Genomic DNA, 16,893 nt, shown 5'->3' with positions numbered 1-16,893 from the left:
AGCCATTGCTCAAACTTAAAGCTGCTTATTCTCACAAATCAACTTCAAACCTTAGTTTGAAATCGTGGATTTCTGCATAATAGCAGCATTATATCCCTTGCTTGGCCCATGGCTTAAAATTTATACTTCCATTATCGTAAAAAAAAACCGGGCAGCATCTTTTTGATAAGCCGCCCGGTTTTCTTATTTGATTTACAGCTGCTTGAGTGCTTCATAATGTGCTGCAATGGTAGCTTCAATATCCTCGTCGGTATGAACGGTCGAAACGAACATCCCTTCGAATTGCGATGGGGCAATGCTGATACCCAAATCCAGCAAAGCGCCGAAATAACGGTTGAACCGACCAAGATCCGAGGTTTTCGCCGTTTCATAGTTAATGACCTGCTGCTCCGTGAAGAAAGGACAGATCATGGAGCCAACCCGATTGATCGTGCTGGCAATGCCGAGCTCGGCCGCGTTTTTCGTGAAGCCTTCCTCCAGCCTTGCCGATTTTCGTTCCAGCTCCTCATAAACTCCCGGCTGCCCAAGCAGCTTCAATGTCGTATACCCGGCAGCCATAGCCAACGGATTTCCGGAAAGCGTACCCGCCTGATAGATCGGTCCTGCAGGTGCCATTCTTTCCATGATTTCACTCTTCCCGCCATAGGCGCCGACTGGCAAGCCCCCACCAATGACCTTGCCGAGGCAGGTCAGGTCCGGAGTAACCCCGTACAGCCCTTGCGCGCTATGCAATCCTACCCGGAAGCCGGTCATCACTTCATCGAAGATCAGCAGACTGCCATACTGCGTCGTCAAATCGCGCATTCCCTGCAGGTACCCCGGCAAAGGTGGCACAACCCCCATGTTTCCGGCGATCGGCTCGACGATGACCGCCGCGATCTCCTCGCCGAATTTTTCGAAGGCCACTCGCAGCGATTCCAAATCGTTATACGGAACCGTAATCGTGTTAACCGCTACGTTCTCCGGCACCCCCGGGCTATCCGGCAGTCCCAGCGTCGCTACACCGGAGCCTGCTTTAATAAGAAGCGCATCCGCGTGTCCGTGATAGGAGCCCTCAAACTTGACAATTTTGCTTCTCCCTGTGTAACCGCGTGCAAGCCGCAGAGCGCTCATTGTTGCTTCCGTACCGGAGTTGACCATCCGTACCATCTCGATGGAGGGAACCCGTTCAATGACAAGCTTGGCCATTTCGGTCTCCAGCTCGGTCGGCGCTCCAAAGCTTGTCCCCCGCACCGCCGTGCTGTGAATCGCCTCAAGCACCTCCGGATGTGCATGCCCTACAATCAGAGGCCCCCAGGAACCGATATAATCGATATACTCATTTCCATCGATATCGTAGACGCGGGATCCCTTGCCTTTTTCCATGAACAGCGGGGTTAAGCCTACGGATTTAAAGGCTCTTACAGGGCTGTTAACCCCACCTGGAATGTACTGCTTTGCCTCCGCGAAGGCTTGTGCCGATCGTGCGTCAGAACGTTTGCGTTGGTTGCTCATCATATCACCCTTTGACTATAAAATAACTTGCCATTCCGCTGGCAGCCGATATATAATGATTCGAAGTTATACGAATTGAACCCCGAGTTACAGGCAGAAGACGCACTCTTGATTATAAGCGAGGAGACGCCATGATAGACTTTTTAACCAAGGTTCCCCTGTTTGCTAACCTGAATACCGACCAGCTTGCATCGATTGGAGCGATTTGCTCCAAAAAGTCGTTTAAGACGGGGACAATCCTATTTCAGGAGAAGGAGCCAGGCTCCATTTTCTATATTGTATACTCGGGTTCCGTGAAAGTATATACGAGGGCAGTAACCGGCGAAGAAAAGATTCTGTCCACCTTCAACGCAGGCGACAGCTTCGGTGAGCTTTCGCTAATTGACGGCAAGCCGCGCTCGGCATCTGCGCAAACCTTGGAGGACAGCGTGCTTATCACCTTAGCCGCACAAAATTTCCTTGAGCTGCTCCGCAGCAATTTCGATATTTCGCTGGTGATCATGAGAGAACTCTGCGACCGGTTGCGCGATACGAACCAGCATGTGCACGATCTCACGTTCCTTGACGCCAGAACACGCGTAATCAAGAGCCTAATCAAGCTCGCCAATAAGAACGGAAAGCGCCAAGGGAACGTCATCACTATCCGGATGATGCTTAACTACGACGAGCTGTCCCAAATGGCCGGAGTTCAGAAGCCGGTGCTGATGCAGGTTATCCGCGATTTTCAGGAGAGACAAATTCTCACCTTTACCGGTGTCGATATGAAGCTGGATCTTGCCCGCTTACGAGGGTAACGATAGGGCTGGACTCAAGTACCTGTACTTGGCTCCAGCCTTTTTTGTCTTTCGATAAGCTATTGCTTCTCTTCCGCCTTCTGCAGCTCGGCATACACAACGTCACTCAGCGTTGATATGTACAACGGATCGGTATTGAGAGACCGCGTCCGCTCTAAATGCAGCCCAAGCTCCCGCGCTGTCTTCTGCGCTTCGATATCCAGATCGTAAAGCACTTCCAGATGGTCGGATACGAACCCGATCGGGCATACCAGCACGTGCTGCGCTTCCTGCTCCTTCCGGATGCGCTGCAATACGTCCAGAATGTCCGGTCCGAGCCATGGGGTTCCGGTTTGACCTGCGCTTTGCCAGCCGAACTCCCAGTTCGTCACTCCGGTCCTCGAAGCGATGGCCCTTGACGTTTCCAGCAGCTGCTCGGGATACGGGTCTCTCATTTCTAGGATTTTTTCCGGGAGACTATGGGCTGTAAAAATAACCTTCACCTTGTCACTCGGCGCATCGAATTTGCGAAGCGCCTCGGTAACACGCTCAGCTAATGCTTCAATCAACTGCGGATGCAAATGATAGCTCCGTACAAAGCGAATGTCGAGCCCGTGCTCCTGTGCCTTCTCTTGTGCCCGTTTAATGTATCCGCCGACACTCATAACAGAATAATGCGGAGCCAGAACAACGCCTACCGCCTGCTTCAAGCCGTCACGCGCCATGCTGTCTACGCCGTCCTCAATGAAGGGCGCAGCATGCTTCAGCCCCTGGTAGCAGCGAAACTCGTAATCCGGATATTGCTCGTTTAACCGATCCTCTAACGCCTGCACCTGCTTGTTCGTATTCTCGCGCAGCGGGAACACGCCTCCGACGATGGCTTCGTACCGATCCGTCAGATCCTTCAGCTGCTCCGGGCTCGGAGGATTTCCCCTGCGGATATGGGTGTAATAGGCTTCCACCTGCTCCAGGCTTTCCGGCGTCCCGTAGGACATGACCAAGACTCCAATTTGCGGACGATCTGTCATTCTTCGTTATACCCCGCTTTCTTGCTTCGCCGAGCCTTGATTGCGCAAAGCTTCGCGCGAATATTCATGTACAAACATAGTCAGCTCTTTCAGCTTGTCCAGCGATGCTTCCGGGAAGAGGCCATGCCCCAGATTGAAAATATAACCCGGTTCCTTCACGCCTTCGTCGATAATCGCCTTCGCCTGCTCCTTGATGACGTTCATTGGGGCCGTCAGCACATAAGGATCCAGATTGCCCTGAACGGCGAATTCCGAGCCTAGCCGGCTGCGTCCTTCCGTGATAGGCACACGCCAATCCAATCCGATCACATCGGCGTCCAGGCCGCGCAAATACGGGAGCAATTCACCGGAGCTTACGCCGGGGAAATAAATTTTGGGCTGCTCCAAATGCTTCAATTCACGGAAAATCCGCTGAATCGTCGGAAGCACGAACGTTTGGAAGTCTCTAGGAGACAAGGAGCCCACCCAGCTGTCGAACAATTGAACGGCCTTAGCGCCTGCTGCGATATGAGCCTTGAGATACGCGATGACCATATCGCCCAGCTTATCCATCAGCTCAAACCAAACCGCAGGCTCTTCGTACATCAGCCCTTTGGTACGGATATAGCTCTTGGAAGGCTTCCCTTCAATCAGATAGCTCGCAATCGTAAAAGGAGCTCCGGCAAACGAAATCAAAGGAACCTTAAGCTCTGCAGCCAAAATTTCAATAGTGCGGATAATATGGGATAAGTCCTGCTCAATTTGAATCGGGCGGAGCCGGTGTACATCCTCTGCAGAGCGGATCGGGTTATGGATCACCGGTCCGATGTTTTTGACAATATCAAAATCAATCCCGATTGAAGCAACGGGATTCATGATGTCCGAGTACAAGATGGCTGCATCGACGCCCAGCTTCTTGATAGGCATCAGCGTAACCTCAGCGGCAAGCTCCGGCTGCCGGCAAATTTCCAGAAGGCTGTATTTCTCCTTAATCTTCCGATAGTCCGGGTCATACCGTCCCGCCTGGCGCATATACCATACCGGCAAGGTGTCGACGGCCTCTCTTTTGCAGGCCCGTAAGAATGTGTCATTGTAAGTCATTAAGCAACCCTCTTTCCGTAACATCCCTTAATCTATTACCCATTATGCCCTATTTGGAAGACTGTAACAACTAAAGGCCCCGTCCGTTTCCGACAAAAGTATGACAGTATTCGGCAGCAGGATTATGCGAGCGCTTGTTCATAGAGAAAGAACCGTGGGTCCGCTCCGGGTATGGAACGTTAGCACGGTTCTACCTGCCATCCGATTTATTACTTCAGCCAACGGGCCAAATCCTTTGCAAAATACGTAATGATCATATCCGCTCCGGCTCGCTTAAAGCCGACCATCGTCTCCAAAACAATGCTTTTCTCATCAATCCAGCCCTGCTGGGCAGCCGCCTTCACCATCGAATACTCGGCACTGACGTTGTATGCAACAATCGGAAGATCGAAGCTGTTTCGAAGCGAACGAATAATGTCCATATAGGCAAGCGCCGGCTTGACCATCAGCATATCCGCTCCTTCCGCCACATCGCCTCTGGCTTCCCGCATAGCTTCACGTGCGTTGGCAGGGTCCATTTGGTACGTCTTGCGGTCGCCGAACTGCGGTGCCGAATGAGCGGCTTCACGGAACGGGCCGTAGAACGCGGAAGCATACTTCACCGAATACGACATGATCGGCACATGCTCGAAGCCCGCTTGATCCAAGCCTTGTCGAATCGCATGAACGAAGCCGTCCATCATGTTGGACGGGGCAATAATATCCGCACCGGCTTCCGCTTGGGATACCGCTGTTTTCGTAAGCAGCTCCAGAGAAGGATCGTTCAGCACATCGGCACGGTTTTTCTTCTCATCGTAATGAACAACCCCGCAGTGACCATGATCCGTGAACTGGCACAAGCAGGTGTCGGCAACGACCAGAAGCTCAGGGGCCATCGCTTTGATCCGGCGGGTGGCCTCCTGCACGATACCGTTAGGATCATAAGCCGAGCTGCCGTGCGCATCCTTCTCGTGAGGAACGCCGAATAGCAGAATGGCCTGCAAACCAAGCGAGACGACCTCGCGGATTTCCTCCTCCAGCAAGTCCAAAGACAAATGATAAACACCCGGCATGGAGCCGATCTCTTCCTTCACACCCGTGCCGTGGGTTACGAAGATCGGATAAATCAGATCGTTGACCGTAACCGTATGTTCTCTTACGAGGTTGCGCAGCGCATGCGATGTACGCAGCCTGCGGCCGCGAATCAGCGGAAAGCTCATGGTCAGTACCTCCCAGTGTTGTCGTCTATTTATTTCTTCGAGTACATGCTCTTCACCAGCGAGGCTACCGTAGCCTCCTCAGCCAAGTAATCCACCTGCATTCCGGCTTCTCTTGCGGTTTGGGCCGTCAACGGGCCGATACAGGCGATTTGACAGCCGCCCAGAAGCTCAAGCGGTTTTTCCACGCCCAGCTCTCGCAACGCTTTCAGCAAATTGGTCACCGTGGACGAGCTGGTAAAGGTAATGATGTGAATTTTGTTTTGCTCGAGCAGCTCTAGGATATCGGTCCCGCCGTTTGTGTCCAGGACGGTCTCGTATACATCCGCTTTCGTCACCAGAAGTCCCAGTTCTTCCAGCTTCGCCGGAAGCGTCTCCCTGGCAATATCGGCCGTCGGCAGAAACACGCGCTGCCCCTTCTTTAGCTCGCCTTCCAGAGCATCCGGCAAAGCGTCGCCTTGAAACTTGGCCGGCAGCCGCTCTGGCTGCAAACCATATTGCTCCAGCGCCTCCGCGGTTTTCGGACCTACAGCGGCGATGCGAGCTTTGTACATGGAGCGTATGTCCAGTTTGAGCTCACGCAGCGTTTGGAAGAAATGCTCCACCCCGTTCACGCTGGTAAACATAACCCAGTCGTATTCGTTCAGCCGCTTCATCGCTTGGTGAAGCGCCTGCTGCGCTGCTTGCCCGCTTGGCGCCTGTGTACGGATGACAGGGAATTCAACCGCTTCTCCGCCCAGCTCGTCGATCTGGTCCACCAGCTCGCTTGCCTGCGATCGCGCCCGTGTCACCAATATGCGCTTGCCGAAAAGCGGCTTCTTCTCGAACCATGCCAGCTTCTCCCGAAGCTTCACGACTTCTCCTACAATGGTAACCGCAGGCGATTGAAAATTGGCTGCCTTCACCCGCTCCACGATATCCGTCAGCGTCCCCGTGAGCGTCTCCTGCTCCATCCAGGTGCCCCAGCGGATCAGCGCCACCGGGGTGTCCGGCGATTTGCCTCCTTCGATCAGCTGACGGCATATGGTTTCCAGATTCGCCACACCCATAAGGAAAATGAGGGTGCCCGATGCCTGGGATAAATTTTCCCAATTGACCGTGTTGTACGTCTTATTCTTATATTCGTGTCCGGTCACGATAGAAAAGGAGGATGTAAAGTCCCGGTGAGTCACGGGGATACCCGCATAAGCCGGGACGGAAATCGCCGAGGTGATTCCCGGAATGATTTCAAAGCGAATCTCGTTTTCCGCCAGCAACTCGGCCTCTTCCCCTACGCGGCCGAATACGCTCGGGTCTCCGCCCTTCAGCCGCGTTACGGTTTTCCCCTGAAGCGCCAGATCCACGAGCAGCTGGTTGATTTCCTCCTGCTTCATCATGTGCTTGTCCGGCAGCTTGCCGACGAAGATTTTGTCCGCGCCCGGCTTCATATGCTTGAGCAGCCTCGGGCTGGCGAGCCGGTCATATACGACGACATCCGCCCGCTGGATCGCCTCCAAGCCACGCACCGTAATCAGCTTCGGGTCCCCCGGACCCGCACCTACAAGATAGACGACACCCTTCTCCACAACCGATTCTCCCCTATTCCACGGCCAAAGCCAATAGTTCCGACGCTCCTTTGGCGATCAGCGCATCGGCGACCGCCAGTCCCAGCTTGTCCGGATCGGTTCCGGTCATTGTCTCTTTTAACAGCGTCTTGCCATCCGGCGAGCCGACCATGCCTGTCAGCACGATCGTGCCGTCCTGCTTAATTTGTCCGTAAGCCCCGATCGGTACCTGGCAGCCACCGTTCAGGCGCCCAAGATAACTCCGCTCCGCCGCAACGGCGCGGGCCGTTTCTTCATGCCGATAGGGCTCCAGAAGGTTCAGTACGAAATCATCGTTCGACCGGCATTCGATCGCCAGTGCTCCTTGCCCTACAGCAGGCAGGCATACGTCAGCCGGCAAATACTCGCTGATTCTCTCCTGCCAGCCGATCCGGTGCAGCCCCGCTGCCGCCAAAAGTATAGCGTCAAAGCCTTCGGTTTCCAGCTTGCGCAAGCGTGAATCGATATTGCCTCGTACCGCTTCAATCTGCAAATCCGGTCGGGCGTACTGCAGCTGCGAGGAACGCCGCAGACTGCTGGTGCCTACCTTGGCTCCCTGGGGCAGCTTGTCCCAGCCACCGCCGTCCCTCGTAATAAGAACATCCCTCGGGTCCTCACGTTTCGGCACCGCGCCGATCGTCAATCCCTCCGGCAGCTCGAACGGCATGTCCTTCATGCTGTGCACGGCCATATCGATTTCACCGTCCATCAATGCCTGCTCGATCTCCTTGACGAACAGTCCCTTGCCGCCTACCTTGGATAAGGTAACGTCGAGGATCCGATCGCCTTTGGTCACGATCTTCTTCAGTTCGAATTCTACCTCCAGCCCCCGCTCCTCACACAATGCCTTCAGCTGGTCAACGACCTGCCCGGTTTGTGTCAGAGCAAGTGCACTTTGTCTTGTGCCTACGACGATTTTGCGCATGCTTGCTTCACTCCCTCTATATCCATGTCACCCGAAGATAACAGTCGTACTTCCCATTATTACCGATTCTCCGCCGATTCTACCTCATTGGCGGAGTGAGCCGAGCCAGCTCCCCAGCCGTTCGATATCCTCCGGCGTCCGGGCCTGAAGCGTACGCTTCCGCAGCTCTTCCCGCTCCCTCTCGCCGAACCGGCCGTCCCGCAGCAGTGCCAGCAGCGGCCAATCGAGCATGCCGCGGAACAGCTGCTGGCGCTGTCCCGAATCCGGCAGCGCCTCCTGTACGGCCAATCTCAGCTCGTGGAGCAGATCCAGATAGGCCTCGTACTCGAGGCCGAACGTCTCCTCCAGCTGCCGGCGTACCGCCGCGGCCATGGAGGGACTGGCGCCGGCCGTCGAGACGGCCAGCGTGAGCCGCCCCCGCCGCACGACGGCGGGCAGCACGAAAGCGCTCGCCTCCGGATCGTCGGCGACGCTAACCAGCTGGCCGCGCGCCTCCGCTTCGAGGCGGACGGCCCGGTTCACCGCCGCGTCGTCCGTCGCGGCGAAGACCAGCCGCGCCGCGGCCAGCGCCGGCAGCCCCGCTTGATACAGGTCGCGATGCGACTGTATCAAGCCTTGGGCTGCGAGCGCCTCCAGGCGCGGCGAGAGCTGCGGGCTCACGACGGTGACGTGAGCCCCGGCCTGCAGGAGCGCGTCGACCTTGCGCTCCGCTACGCGCCCTCCGCCCACGACAACGCACGGGCGGCCGGCCACATCCAGCATCACGGGCAAATAGTCCCGATGCTTCATCGTCAGCCCCACTGATGAAACGAAGGCATCAGATTCGTCACGATCACGTTCACCGCCATGATCAGAAAAGCCGCGATGTTCCACAGCGCGAGCCGGTTCCCCGGCATCTTAAGCACCAGGCGCTGGAACAAGTAAAAAATATACGCCAGCAGGACGAACCAGGAATTGATCACCTTCGGATCAAAAAACAAATCGGCCTCGCCCTCCAGCGCCAGCCACACGACGCCAAGCGACATGCCCATTAACAGCAGCGGAGCCCCTGCCACAGCCGCCAGAAAGGCATACCGGTCCGTCTTCTCGAGGCTCGGCATACGCTGCATCTGCTGCGACCATTGGCGTTCCTTCAGCTTCCGATGAAGGAACAAATACATCCCCGAGAACACGACCGATATGACGAAAGCCACGTAGCTCACGAGGGACAGCGAAATATGTATGAAGAGCAGTTCATCCGTAATGTTCCAATGCGCCAGTGTAGGCGATACATTCGGATTGCTGAAAAAATTCAAGGCTAGAATCGCAAACCCGAATACATTGACGAGAAAAACAAACAGCTCGATCCGGAAAAACCGGTTCACCGCAAGCGAAACCGTCACCAACAGCCACGAAAACATAAACAGGGTTTCAAACCGTGAAAAGGCGGCAGCCTCCTCATGGGTGACCAATCCATAAATCAAATACGCCGTTTGAAGAATCCATACAAAAGAAAGCAACCCTGTCCCCATCCGTTTTGCACTTCGATTCGGATGTGCGAAATCCGAGAAGTAAAACAGGAGGCTCAGGGCGTAAATATACAAAATAGCATCATACAACCAGCTTTGAGTGACCATAGCGTTCCTTTCCGGTCAGGCTTAGGCCAGAGCGTCGGCAGTGTTGATCGTTACTTTCTTAAGCAGCTCTTCCTTTATCCGCTCTTGCGAAGCGACGGCTTCCTGCTGAAGCTTGGCCTCCTCCACCCTTTTCTGCTCTTCCAGCTGCTGCTCGAGTGCAAAAATTTGCGTGAAAAACTCCAGCGCTTCGTCCCCGTCACGTTCGGCTGCCATTTCCTTGATGCGGATGATCGGGTCGCGCAGCATTTGATTGACAATGCTTTTCGTTAACTTGTGAATCACCTTCAGCTCGCGCTCACTCAGATCCGGCAGCTTCTTCATCAAGCTGTCCATCGTCTCCTCATGCACCGCATTCGCCTTCGTTTGCAGCGCCTGAATCACCGGGCTGACGCCCAGCGTTTTCGTCCATTGCTCAAACACATCCATCTCGGTACGAATCATCTCTTCAATCATCACCGCCGCCTTTTGGCGTTCAAGCAAGTGGTTATTTACAATCGTCTGCAAATTGTCAATATCATACAGGAAGACGTTCGGCAGCTGTCCCAGCGCCGGGTCCAGATCGCGCGGAACCGCAATATCGATCATGAAGAGCGGACGTGAACGGCGCTTCTGCAGCACGAACGCCACCTGCTCCTTCGTCAGCACCAGATCCTTCGCCCCTGTCGAGCTGATCACGATGTCAGCTTCCTCCAAGTGCTGAAGCAGCTTGTCCATGGTGCTCGGGATGCCGTTGAACTTCTCCGCCAGCTCTTGGGCGCGGCTAAACGTCCGATTGACCACAATGACCTTATCGGCGCCGCTTGCATAAAGATGCTTCACCGTCAGCTCACTCATTTTCCCGGCACCGATAATCAATACCTTCTTCTTCTCGTAGCTTCCGAAAATGCGCTTGCCCAGCTCCACGGCGGCATAGCTGACCGAAACCGGGTTTTCGCCAATGCCTGTTTCGGTATGAGCCCGTTTCGCCAGCGTAACCGCCTGCTTAAACAGCGTGTTGAACACAATGCCCGTCGTCTTCTCCTGCTGAGCCAGCAGAAAAGCGTCGCGAACCTGACCCAGAATCTGGGTCTCGCCAATGACCATGGAATCCAAGCCGCTAGTAACGCGGAACAGATGCTCGATAGCCTGCTCGTTTTCATATATATACATGTGGCCGCCGAACTCCTCGCGGGGTACGCCAAACCACTTTTCCAAAAATCCGCGCAAATAATGACCGCACAAATGCTGGCGGTCGACCACAACGTACAGCTCCGTTCGGTTGCAGGTGCCCACAATGACGCATTCCATGATGCTCTTGGTATTTTTGAGCTCCATGACCGCTTGCGGCAAATCGGCTTCGGCAAAAGCGAATTTCTCACGAATGGAGACGGGAGCCGTACGATAGTTTAAGCCCGCTACGATAATATGCATCTTGGTTCACCTGCCTCCTCCAAAAATGATGTAATTATTATAGCATAATGTAACGAGCTTTTCCGACACAAAATATGAATATTTTTTAAACGGGTGAGAGCCGTGTCACAATTCCTTATCATTTTAGCTTCTTTGCATGCGTTTCTGCTGTGCGCAGAATCACACCGTTCAAAGCTTTCTTTATTTTCTGCCTATTACATAATCCTATACCTAATGTATGCCAATTTAAACAGCCGCGCTCTTTATTGAAGCTGCTTTTTCTTTAGCAGCTCGGCAATTGCTTTATCCGCCTTGGCGAGCCGGGTGTTCTCCGAGGAAACGATATCGCCGCCGGACAGAAGCTTGCCGTACGCATCGTAAAGGTCCGCATACAGCCGATTGACCTCGCTCAGCGTCTGAAGCTCATCGGTCTTAAGCGGCCGCTGTCCGCCAATCTGCAGTCGCAGAATGTACTGCATAAGCTGGGAAAGCGACTCCAGCTTCGTTAGGGCCGACTCTCCATAGGCAAGCACCAGGTGGTCGTGAGTGAAGTTGGCTGTGTACAGCGACTGGCGAAGGGCCGCGAGAGATTCGGTATCCCGGACGACTCCCGCGTCCTGGAGATAGCTTCCGAGCAGCTCCATTTGGAAAAAGGATACTTTATAAAGAAGCTTATCCGCTTCTTCCCGGTGGGCGTCGGTTTGCAGCATCCCCAGAATCTGTGAAACAGGCCAAACAATAAGCAGCGCGAGAATGGCATACATAAACCATTTTTTCCGATGGTTGCGCATATTGGATTTCTCCTTCCGTATACAAGCTTCATCTAAGATTGTATGGGAAGGCTATAAAAGAAATAACCACGGATTACTCCGTGGCTGGAACATTCGATATATTCATTGCTGTCCGTTCACAAATGGATTACTTCACCAATTCAGCAAGCTTAATTTCAGGAGTTTCTACCTTCAGCTCACCCATACCGCGAACCAGTTTCTTCGCATGTGCAACTTCCGGCTTCAATACGGAGATCATGTAGTCAATCGCGATTTGCGGATCTACGGTCTCGCCGCATGTGTAGCAGTCCAGTGCAGCGAATCCTCTCTCAGGATACGTATGAATGGAGAGATGACTTTCCGACAGTAATACGAGCACAGTGGCTCCTTGTGGTTCAAATTGCTTGGATTGTACAGACAATACGGTTGCTCCACATGCCTCAGCAGCTTCTACCATTTGTGCCTGCAGCCACTCCGCGTTAGTCAGCTTATCAAAGTCTGCTCCCCAAGTGTCTACAGCTACGTGTCTTCCGAAAGTTGAGTATTCCATCTTTCGGTTCCCCCTTCCTAGGAATAAAATGTTTTGAAAATTTCATCCGCTAGGACCTACGTCATTCACTTCTCGAGGGAATAATCTCTCGCAACATTACATGTCCTGAGTGAATCCTGGTTCCTATTTTGTTTTCAACGAGAATAAAAATAACATCAATCGACTAGAAATGCAACACTTTTTTTGGGCCAGGCGGGGAATGCGTCCCTGTGGCGTTCACACAATGAACACAATATGCCCTGAGCCCTTCCGTGGTGCAGAAATTTCCTTTTCCAGCAGCCCAAAGTCCTCGACCTAGTCCGCAATTTTCGGGATCGACTTTGTTTACCCCGAAGAGTGTATAGCTCCAGCGTGCCCGCGTAGAGCTCAATGATCCAATACTCCGGCACGCCCTACTTCGAATAAGTGTTCAGTGCTCCACCGATCGTTCTTGTCTCTTTTATTAACCGACCTGCTGCTTGTCCCATTATACCATGCTCATACCATGAAACTGCATATTTATGCAAAAAAGGAACCCCTCCGCAAGCCCTGTCAGGCGCTTGATTCGGAAGAGTTCCTCTCTATCGTCAGTAGGTTATATTAAGCTTCGAGTACGAACAAGCGATGAGTCAACTTCTTCAGACGGCCATCAATTTGCTCGCGAACCGCGTCATCTCCAAATTCATTTCGCAGATCCAGCAGGCTGTTGATTTGAGCGTGAATCGCTTGAATTTCCTGCTCCACCTCGTTTTTCCTGAACAGCTGCTCCAATTGCCCCAAGGTATCCTTGTATTCGAAAACAAGCTTCTCACCCTCGGCGCGCTTCTCAACAATCCGCACTACAGCACCATATTTGTACGTATACTCCATGATATAGGACGAATAAATCCGATGAACGACAGCATCTCCCTTAAAGGCCGACACCGCTTTGCGCATACCATCGACCAATTTTCTGTTGGTGATTCGGCACGTTCCCTGGCATACATACAAATTCATTTTCCGTTCGAACGACAGGACCACCTCTTGACCCGCATCGTCGAGCAATACCACCTCTTGATTCCCGTTTTCTAACACTTTGACTTGCAGAGCGGCACCATGATCGACAAACAGCTGGATAAACTTGGCCATCTCGGCTTCCGTCAGTTGTAGGCAGGTTTTGACGTATTCGGTCGCTAACCTATTTGCCATAAAAATCCCTCGATTCATTTTTTTCGAACCATGCAGCCTAGTCTTTTTTCATTTGTTCTATATACAGTATACTACATAATTATTTAATATTCCTGCCGCTCAAGCAGTGAATTCGGGGGAAATTCAGAAAATTTCGCGTTTTCCTTGAAGGATTCAAATAAATCATGCTAAAACCTCGGTTTCCTGCCGGAAGTTCTCCGGTTCCCTCGGCTGTTTCCTATATTTGTACTTCCCTATTGCTCTTATTCTCTTCCGTTTGCTCGGAGTTTCCGGCTTCCGGTTCCGCTTTTCCGGCAGGATCGACATACCCGATGTGCTTTTCAATCAGCTGCCACAGCTCATCTTTACCCAGTCCCAATTCGGACGAGAACATGATGATCGGATCCGTTTTGTCCATCTCCAGCGTCTCGCGGATGATCTTCATATGCTTTTGCCATTTGCTCTTTGGAATTTTGTCCGCTTTGGTCGTTACCACGCAGACCGGCAGCCCGTTATGCTTCAGCCAGTCGTACATCGCTTGATCGTCCTTCGTCGGAGGATGGCGCAAATCGATGATATGTAAAATGAGCTTGAGCGGTTCTCTTTTCGTCAAGTAAGCTTCAATGAACTTACCCCACTTCTCGCGCTCCGTCTTCGATACCTGGGCATAACCGTACCCCGGCAAATCTACAAAATATAAGTCCGAATTAATCCGATAATAATTCAATTGCTGGGTTTTTCCCGGCTTGGAGCTGGTACGGGCCAGATTCTTCCGATTGATCATCCGGTTGATCAATGAGGATTTGCCTACATTAGAACGCCCTGCCAGAGCAATCTCCGGCAAGGCGTCCGTAGGGTACTGACTCGGACCAACCGCGCTGATGATAAATTCAGCTTGATTGACCTTCATGGTAAAATCAACTCTTTCCGTTATTTAGACGCCTACTGGCTTCACTAGTGCATGCTCCAAAACTTCATCCATATGCGATACCGGAACGAAACGCAGCTCGTTGCGCACGCTCTCCGGTACTTCTTCAATGTCCTTCACATTATCCTGCGGAAGAAGAACCGTACGAATCCCGGCCCGGTGGGCTGCCAGCGCCTTCTCTTTCAAGCCGCCGATCGGCAGCACGCGGCCGCGCAGGGTAACCTCTCCGGTCATCGCAACATGGCGCGAGACGGGGATATTCGTGAGGGCAGAGATGAGTGCTGTAGCCATCGTAATCCCTGCTGAAGGACCATCCTTCGGAATGGCGCCCTCCGGGATATGGATATGAATGTCGAACTTCTCATGGAAATCCGGTTGAATGCCCAGCTGTTGAACACGGGATCGGGTATAGCTGAAGGCGGCTTGGGCCGATTCCTTCATGACATCGCCGAGCTTCCCTGTCAAGGTTAGCTTGCCGTTCCCCGGCATGACAGTAACCTCGATTACCAGCGTATCGCCGCCTACCTCCGTCCAGGCAAGGCCGGTTACCGCTCCGATCTGATCCTTCTCCTCCGCCGTTCCGAATCGGAATTTGGCAGGCCCAAGGAAGTCCTTCAGGTTATCCGGATGCACATGCACCGAACCGTGGCCTCCCACGATGAGCTTCGCCGCCTTGCGGCATATTGACGATACCTGCTGCTCCAAATTCCGTACTCCCGCTTCCCGCGTGTATTCCCGAACCGTCCGCAGGAGCGCTCCGTCCTCCACTTGAAGCTGGCCGTCTTCCAGACCATGGTCGCGCTTTTGCTTCGGAAGCAAGTAGTTGCGGGCGATATGCATCTTCTCGACTTCCGTGTAACCCGGGATGTACAAAACCTCCATCCGGTCGAGCAGCGGCCGCGGAATATTATGAAGAGCGTTTGCTGTCGTTACGAACATCACGTTCGAAAGATCGAACGGCACCTCGATAAAGTGGTCGGAAAACGTGCTATTCTGCTCCGGATCCAGCACCTCAAGCAGCGCGGCCGACGGATCTCCACGGAAATCCATGGACATCTTGTCAATCTCGTCTAGGAGGAACACCGGATTGCTTGTTCCGGCCGTCTTCATCCCTTGAATGACGCGTCCCGGCATAGCCCCTACGTACGTCCTGCGGTGGCCGCGGATTTCCGCTTCATCCCTCACTCCGCCGAGGGAGATCCGTACGAATTCACGATTCATCGAACGGGCAATGGAGCGTGCAATGGAGGTTTTCCCGACCCCTGGCGGTCCTACCAGACAAAGAATGGGCCCCTTCAGCTTCTTCACAAGCTTCTGTACCGCCAAATACTCAAGAACCCGTTCCTTCGGCTTCTCCAAGCCATAGTGGTCCTCGTTGAGAATGTGCTCCGCCTTGCCGATATCCAAATCGTCTTCCGTTTTCTTGTTCCAAGGAAGAGCTAGAAGCCAATCGATATAATTGCGGATGACCGATCCTTCCGCCGAGGTTGCCGGCATTTTCTCAAGACGGTCGATTTCCTTCTCGATCTTCTCCCGGACCTTCTCAGGCACTTCCGCCTGTTCCAGCTGATTGCGAAGCTCTTCGGCTTCGCCCGCGCGGCCTTCCTTCTCGCCGAGCTCCTTCTGGATGGCCTTCATTTGCTCACGCAGATAGTATTCCTTCTGCGTTTTCTCCATTTGCTTCTTGACTCGCTGGCTGATTTTGCGTTCCAGCTCCAGCACTTCCCGCTCGTTGTTAAGGATCCCCAGCAGCTTCTCCAGCCGCTCGCGGACATCCACAGTTTCCAGAATTTCTTGCTTATCCTTAATTTTAAGGGATAAATGACTGCAAATGACATCGGCAAGACGTCCGGGCTCATCGATATCCGATACGGCGGCCAACGTTTCCGGCGTTACCTTCTTGGACAAGTTGATGTAATGCTCGAATTGAGTAAGAACCGTACGCATGAGCGCATCGATCTCCGGGTCGGTCGTCTCCTGCTCGGGCAGTTCCTTCGCATTTACTTCATAGTACTCTTCATTCGTCAAAAATTCTGTAATTTCAGCCCGAACAACCCCTTCCACGAGGACGCGGATCGTTCCGTTAGGCAGCTTCAGCATTTGACGAACTCGGGCAATGGTGCCAACTCGGTAAATATCTTCCGTCTTGGGCTCTTCTATATTCACTTCCGATTGCGTACACAACAAAATCATGCTGTCGTCGACCATGGCTTTTTCCAGTGCCCGCACCGATTTCTCCCTGCCGACGTCCAAATGCAGCACCATGCTCGGATACACGAGCAGACCCCGCAGCGGAAGCAGCGGCAAGCGGCGCACCTTATTCTTGTTAGGTCCCATCCACGAGCACCTCCAGACTTCTAGTAACAAGCTCTTCGCTTAACAGCGTTGCTAACATTTTATCAAAATCCATACGAA

At 53.3% G+C, this 16,893-nt stretch carries 15 protein-coding genes; 1 reads left to right on the top strand and 14 read right to left on the bottom strand.

What is annotated here, in order from left to right:
- Nucleotides 1-192: 192 nt before the first annotated feature.
- Nucleotides 193-1,494: a glutamate-1-semialdehyde 2,1-aminomutase gene (gene hemL, locus RAC89_RS18480; protein ID WP_306616131.1), complete on the bottom strand. Its 1,302-nt coding sequence runs from the start codon at nucleotides 1,492-1,494 to the stop codon at nucleotides 193-195.
- Nucleotides 1,495-1,625: 131 nt separating this feature from the next.
- Between hemL and RAC89_RS18475 the strand changes: the two genes are divergently transcribed.
- Nucleotides 1,626-2,288 (top strand): Crp/Fnr family transcriptional regulator, encoded by a 663-nt coding sequence (locus RAC89_RS18475; protein WP_284637863.1) that lies wholly within the window; start codon nucleotides 1,626-1,628, stop codon nucleotides 2,286-2,288.
- A gap of 59 nt (nucleotides 2,289-2,347) precedes the next feature.
- On the opposite strand, the gene hemH is transcribed toward RAC89_RS18475, so the two are convergent.
- From hemH to lon, 13 genes are all read right to left on the bottom strand, one after another.
- Nucleotides 2,348-3,295, bottom strand: a complete 948-nt coding sequence (gene hemH / locus RAC89_RS18470; RefSeq protein WP_306615197.1) for a ferrochelatase — start codon at nucleotides 3,293-3,295, stop codon at nucleotides 2,348-2,350.
- A 6-nt stretch (nucleotides 3,296-3,301) separates the two neighbouring features.
- The gene (hemE, locus tag RAC89_RS18465) at nucleotides 3,302-4,375 is read right to left on the bottom strand and encodes a uroporphyrinogen decarboxylase (RefSeq protein WP_306615196.1); all 1,074 of its coding nucleotides are present in this window, start codon (nucleotides 4,373-4,375) and stop codon (nucleotides 3,302-3,304) included.
- Between the two features lie 209 nt (nucleotides 4,376-4,584).
- The gene (gene hemB / locus RAC89_RS18460) at nucleotides 4,585-5,574 is read right to left on the bottom strand and encodes a porphobilinogen synthase (protein ID WP_306615195.1); all 990 of its coding nucleotides are present in this window, start codon (nucleotides 5,572-5,574) and stop codon (nucleotides 4,585-4,587) included.
- Nucleotides 5,575-5,603: 29 nt separating this feature from the next.
- The gene (gene cobA, locus RAC89_RS18455; protein ID WP_306615194.1) at nucleotides 5,604-7,136 is read right to left on the bottom strand and encodes a uroporphyrinogen-III C-methyltransferase; all 1,533 of its coding nucleotides are present in this window, start codon (nucleotides 7,134-7,136) and stop codon (nucleotides 5,604-5,606) included.
- Nucleotides 7,137-7,149: 13 nt separating this feature from the next.
- Nucleotides 7,150-8,079, bottom strand: coding sequence for a hydroxymethylbilane synthase (hemC, locus tag RAC89_RS18450; RefSeq protein WP_306615193.1), 930 nt, complete (start codon nucleotides 8,077-8,079; stop codon nucleotides 7,150-7,152).
- 84 nt (nucleotides 8,080-8,163) lie between these two features.
- Nucleotides 8,164-8,841: a precorrin-2 dehydrogenase/sirohydrochlorin ferrochelatase family protein gene (locus RAC89_RS18445; RefSeq protein WP_306616130.1), complete on the bottom strand. Its 678-nt coding sequence runs from the start codon at nucleotides 8,839-8,841 to the stop codon at nucleotides 8,164-8,166.
- Nucleotides 8,842-8,870: 29 nt separating this feature from the next.
- A complete protein-coding gene (ccsA, locus tag RAC89_RS18440; RefSeq protein ID WP_306615192.1) occupies nucleotides 8,871-9,542 on the bottom strand; it encodes a cytochrome c biogenesis protein CcsA in 672 nt (223 codons plus the stop codon).
- Between the two features lie 174 nt (nucleotides 9,543-9,716).
- Nucleotides 9,717-11,105, bottom strand: coding sequence for a glutamyl-tRNA reductase (hemA, locus tag RAC89_RS18435; RefSeq protein WP_306615191.1), 1,389 nt, complete (start codon nucleotides 11,103-11,105; stop codon nucleotides 9,717-9,719).
- Nucleotides 11,106-11,347: 242 nt separating this feature from the next.
- Nucleotides 11,348-11,875: an S-adenosylmethionine decarboxylase gene (locus RAC89_RS18430; RefSeq protein WP_306615190.1), complete on the bottom strand. Its 528-nt coding sequence runs from the start codon at nucleotides 11,873-11,875 to the stop codon at nucleotides 11,348-11,350.
- Nucleotides 11,876-12,002: 127 nt separating this feature from the next.
- The gene (speD, locus tag RAC89_RS18425; protein WP_306615189.1) at nucleotides 12,003-12,404 is read right to left on the bottom strand and encodes an adenosylmethionine decarboxylase; all 402 of its coding nucleotides are present in this window, start codon (nucleotides 12,402-12,404) and stop codon (nucleotides 12,003-12,005) included.
- Nucleotides 12,405-12,983: 579 nt separating this feature from the next.
- Nucleotides 12,984-13,571, bottom strand: a complete 588-nt coding sequence (locus tag RAC89_RS18420; RefSeq protein WP_306615188.1) for a non-ribosomal peptide synthetase module — start codon at nucleotides 13,569-13,571, stop codon at nucleotides 12,984-12,986.
- A gap of 217 nt (nucleotides 13,572-13,788) precedes the next feature.
- Nucleotides 13,789-14,460, bottom strand: a complete 672-nt coding sequence (yihA, locus tag RAC89_RS18415) for a ribosome biogenesis GTP-binding protein YihA/YsxC (protein WP_306615187.1) — start codon at nucleotides 14,458-14,460, stop codon at nucleotides 13,789-13,791.
- A gap of 24 nt (nucleotides 14,461-14,484) precedes the next feature.
- Complete coding sequence (gene lon / locus RAC89_RS18410; protein ID WP_306615186.1) at nucleotides 14,485-16,815, bottom strand: endopeptidase La; 2,331 nt, start codon at nucleotides 16,813-16,815, stop codon at nucleotides 14,485-14,487.
- Nucleotides 16,816-16,893 lie beyond the last annotated feature (78 nt).

This window comes from Paenibacillus sp. GD4, assembly GCF_030846225.1.
Lineage (GTDB): Bacteria > Bacillota > Bacilli > Paenibacillales > NBRC-103111 > Paenibacillus_G > Paenibacillus_G silviterrae.
The sequence above is the reverse complement of the archived record's forward strand: the minus strand, read 5'-3'. Positions and strand labels throughout refer to the sequence as shown.

What these genes read in the sequence shown, in the direction of transcription:
- RAC89_RS18420 (WP_306615188.1), bottom strand. Translation starts at nt 13,571, where the DNA reads ATGGCAAATAGGTTAGCGACCGAATACGTCAAAACCTGCCTACAACTG.
- hemA (WP_306615191.1), bottom strand. Translation starts at nt 11,105, where the DNA reads ATGCATATTATCGTAGCGGGCTTAAACTATCGTACGGCTCCCGTCTCC.
- lon (WP_306615186.1), bottom strand. Translation starts at nt 16,815, where the DNA reads ATGGGACCTAACAAGAATAAGGTGCGCCGCTTGCCGCTGCTTCCGCTG.
- speD (WP_306615189.1), bottom strand. Translation starts at nt 12,404, where the DNA reads ATGGAATACTCAACTTTCGGAAGACACGTAGCTGTAGACACTTGGGGA.
- RAC89_RS18475 (WP_284637863.1), top strand. Translation starts at nt 1,626, where the DNA reads ATGATAGACTTTTTAACCAAGGTTCCCCTGTTTGCTAACCTGAATACC.
- RAC89_RS18430 (WP_306615190.1), bottom strand. Translation starts at nt 11,875, where the DNA reads ATGCGCAACCATCGGAAAAAATGGTTTATGTATGCCATTCTCGCGCTG.
- hemL (WP_306616131.1), bottom strand. Translation starts at nt 1,494, where the DNA reads ATGAGCAACCAACGCAAACGTTCTGACGCACGATCGGCACAAGCCTTC.
- hemE (WP_306615196.1), bottom strand. Translation starts at nt 4,375, where the DNA reads ATGACTTACAATGACACATTCTTACGGGCCTGCAAAAGAGAGGCCGTC.
- RAC89_RS18445 (WP_306616130.1), bottom strand. Translation starts at nt 8,841, where the DNA reads ATGCTGGATGTGGCCGGCCGCCCGTGCGTTGTCGTGGGCGGAGGGCGC.
- hemB (WP_306615195.1), bottom strand. Translation starts at nt 5,574, where the DNA reads ATGAGCTTTCCGCTGATTCGCGGCCGCAGGCTGCGTACATCGCATGCG.
- hemH (WP_306615197.1), bottom strand. Translation starts at nt 3,295, where the DNA reads ATGACAGATCGTCCGCAAATTGGAGTCTTGGTCATGTCCTACGGGACG.
- yihA (WP_306615187.1), bottom strand. Translation starts at nt 14,460, where the DNA reads ATGAAGGTCAATCAAGCTGAATTTATCATCAGCGCGGTTGGTCCGAGT.
- hemC (WP_306615193.1), bottom strand. Translation starts at nt 8,079, where the DNA reads ATGCGCAAAATCGTCGTAGGCACAAGACAAAGTGCACTTGCTCTGACA.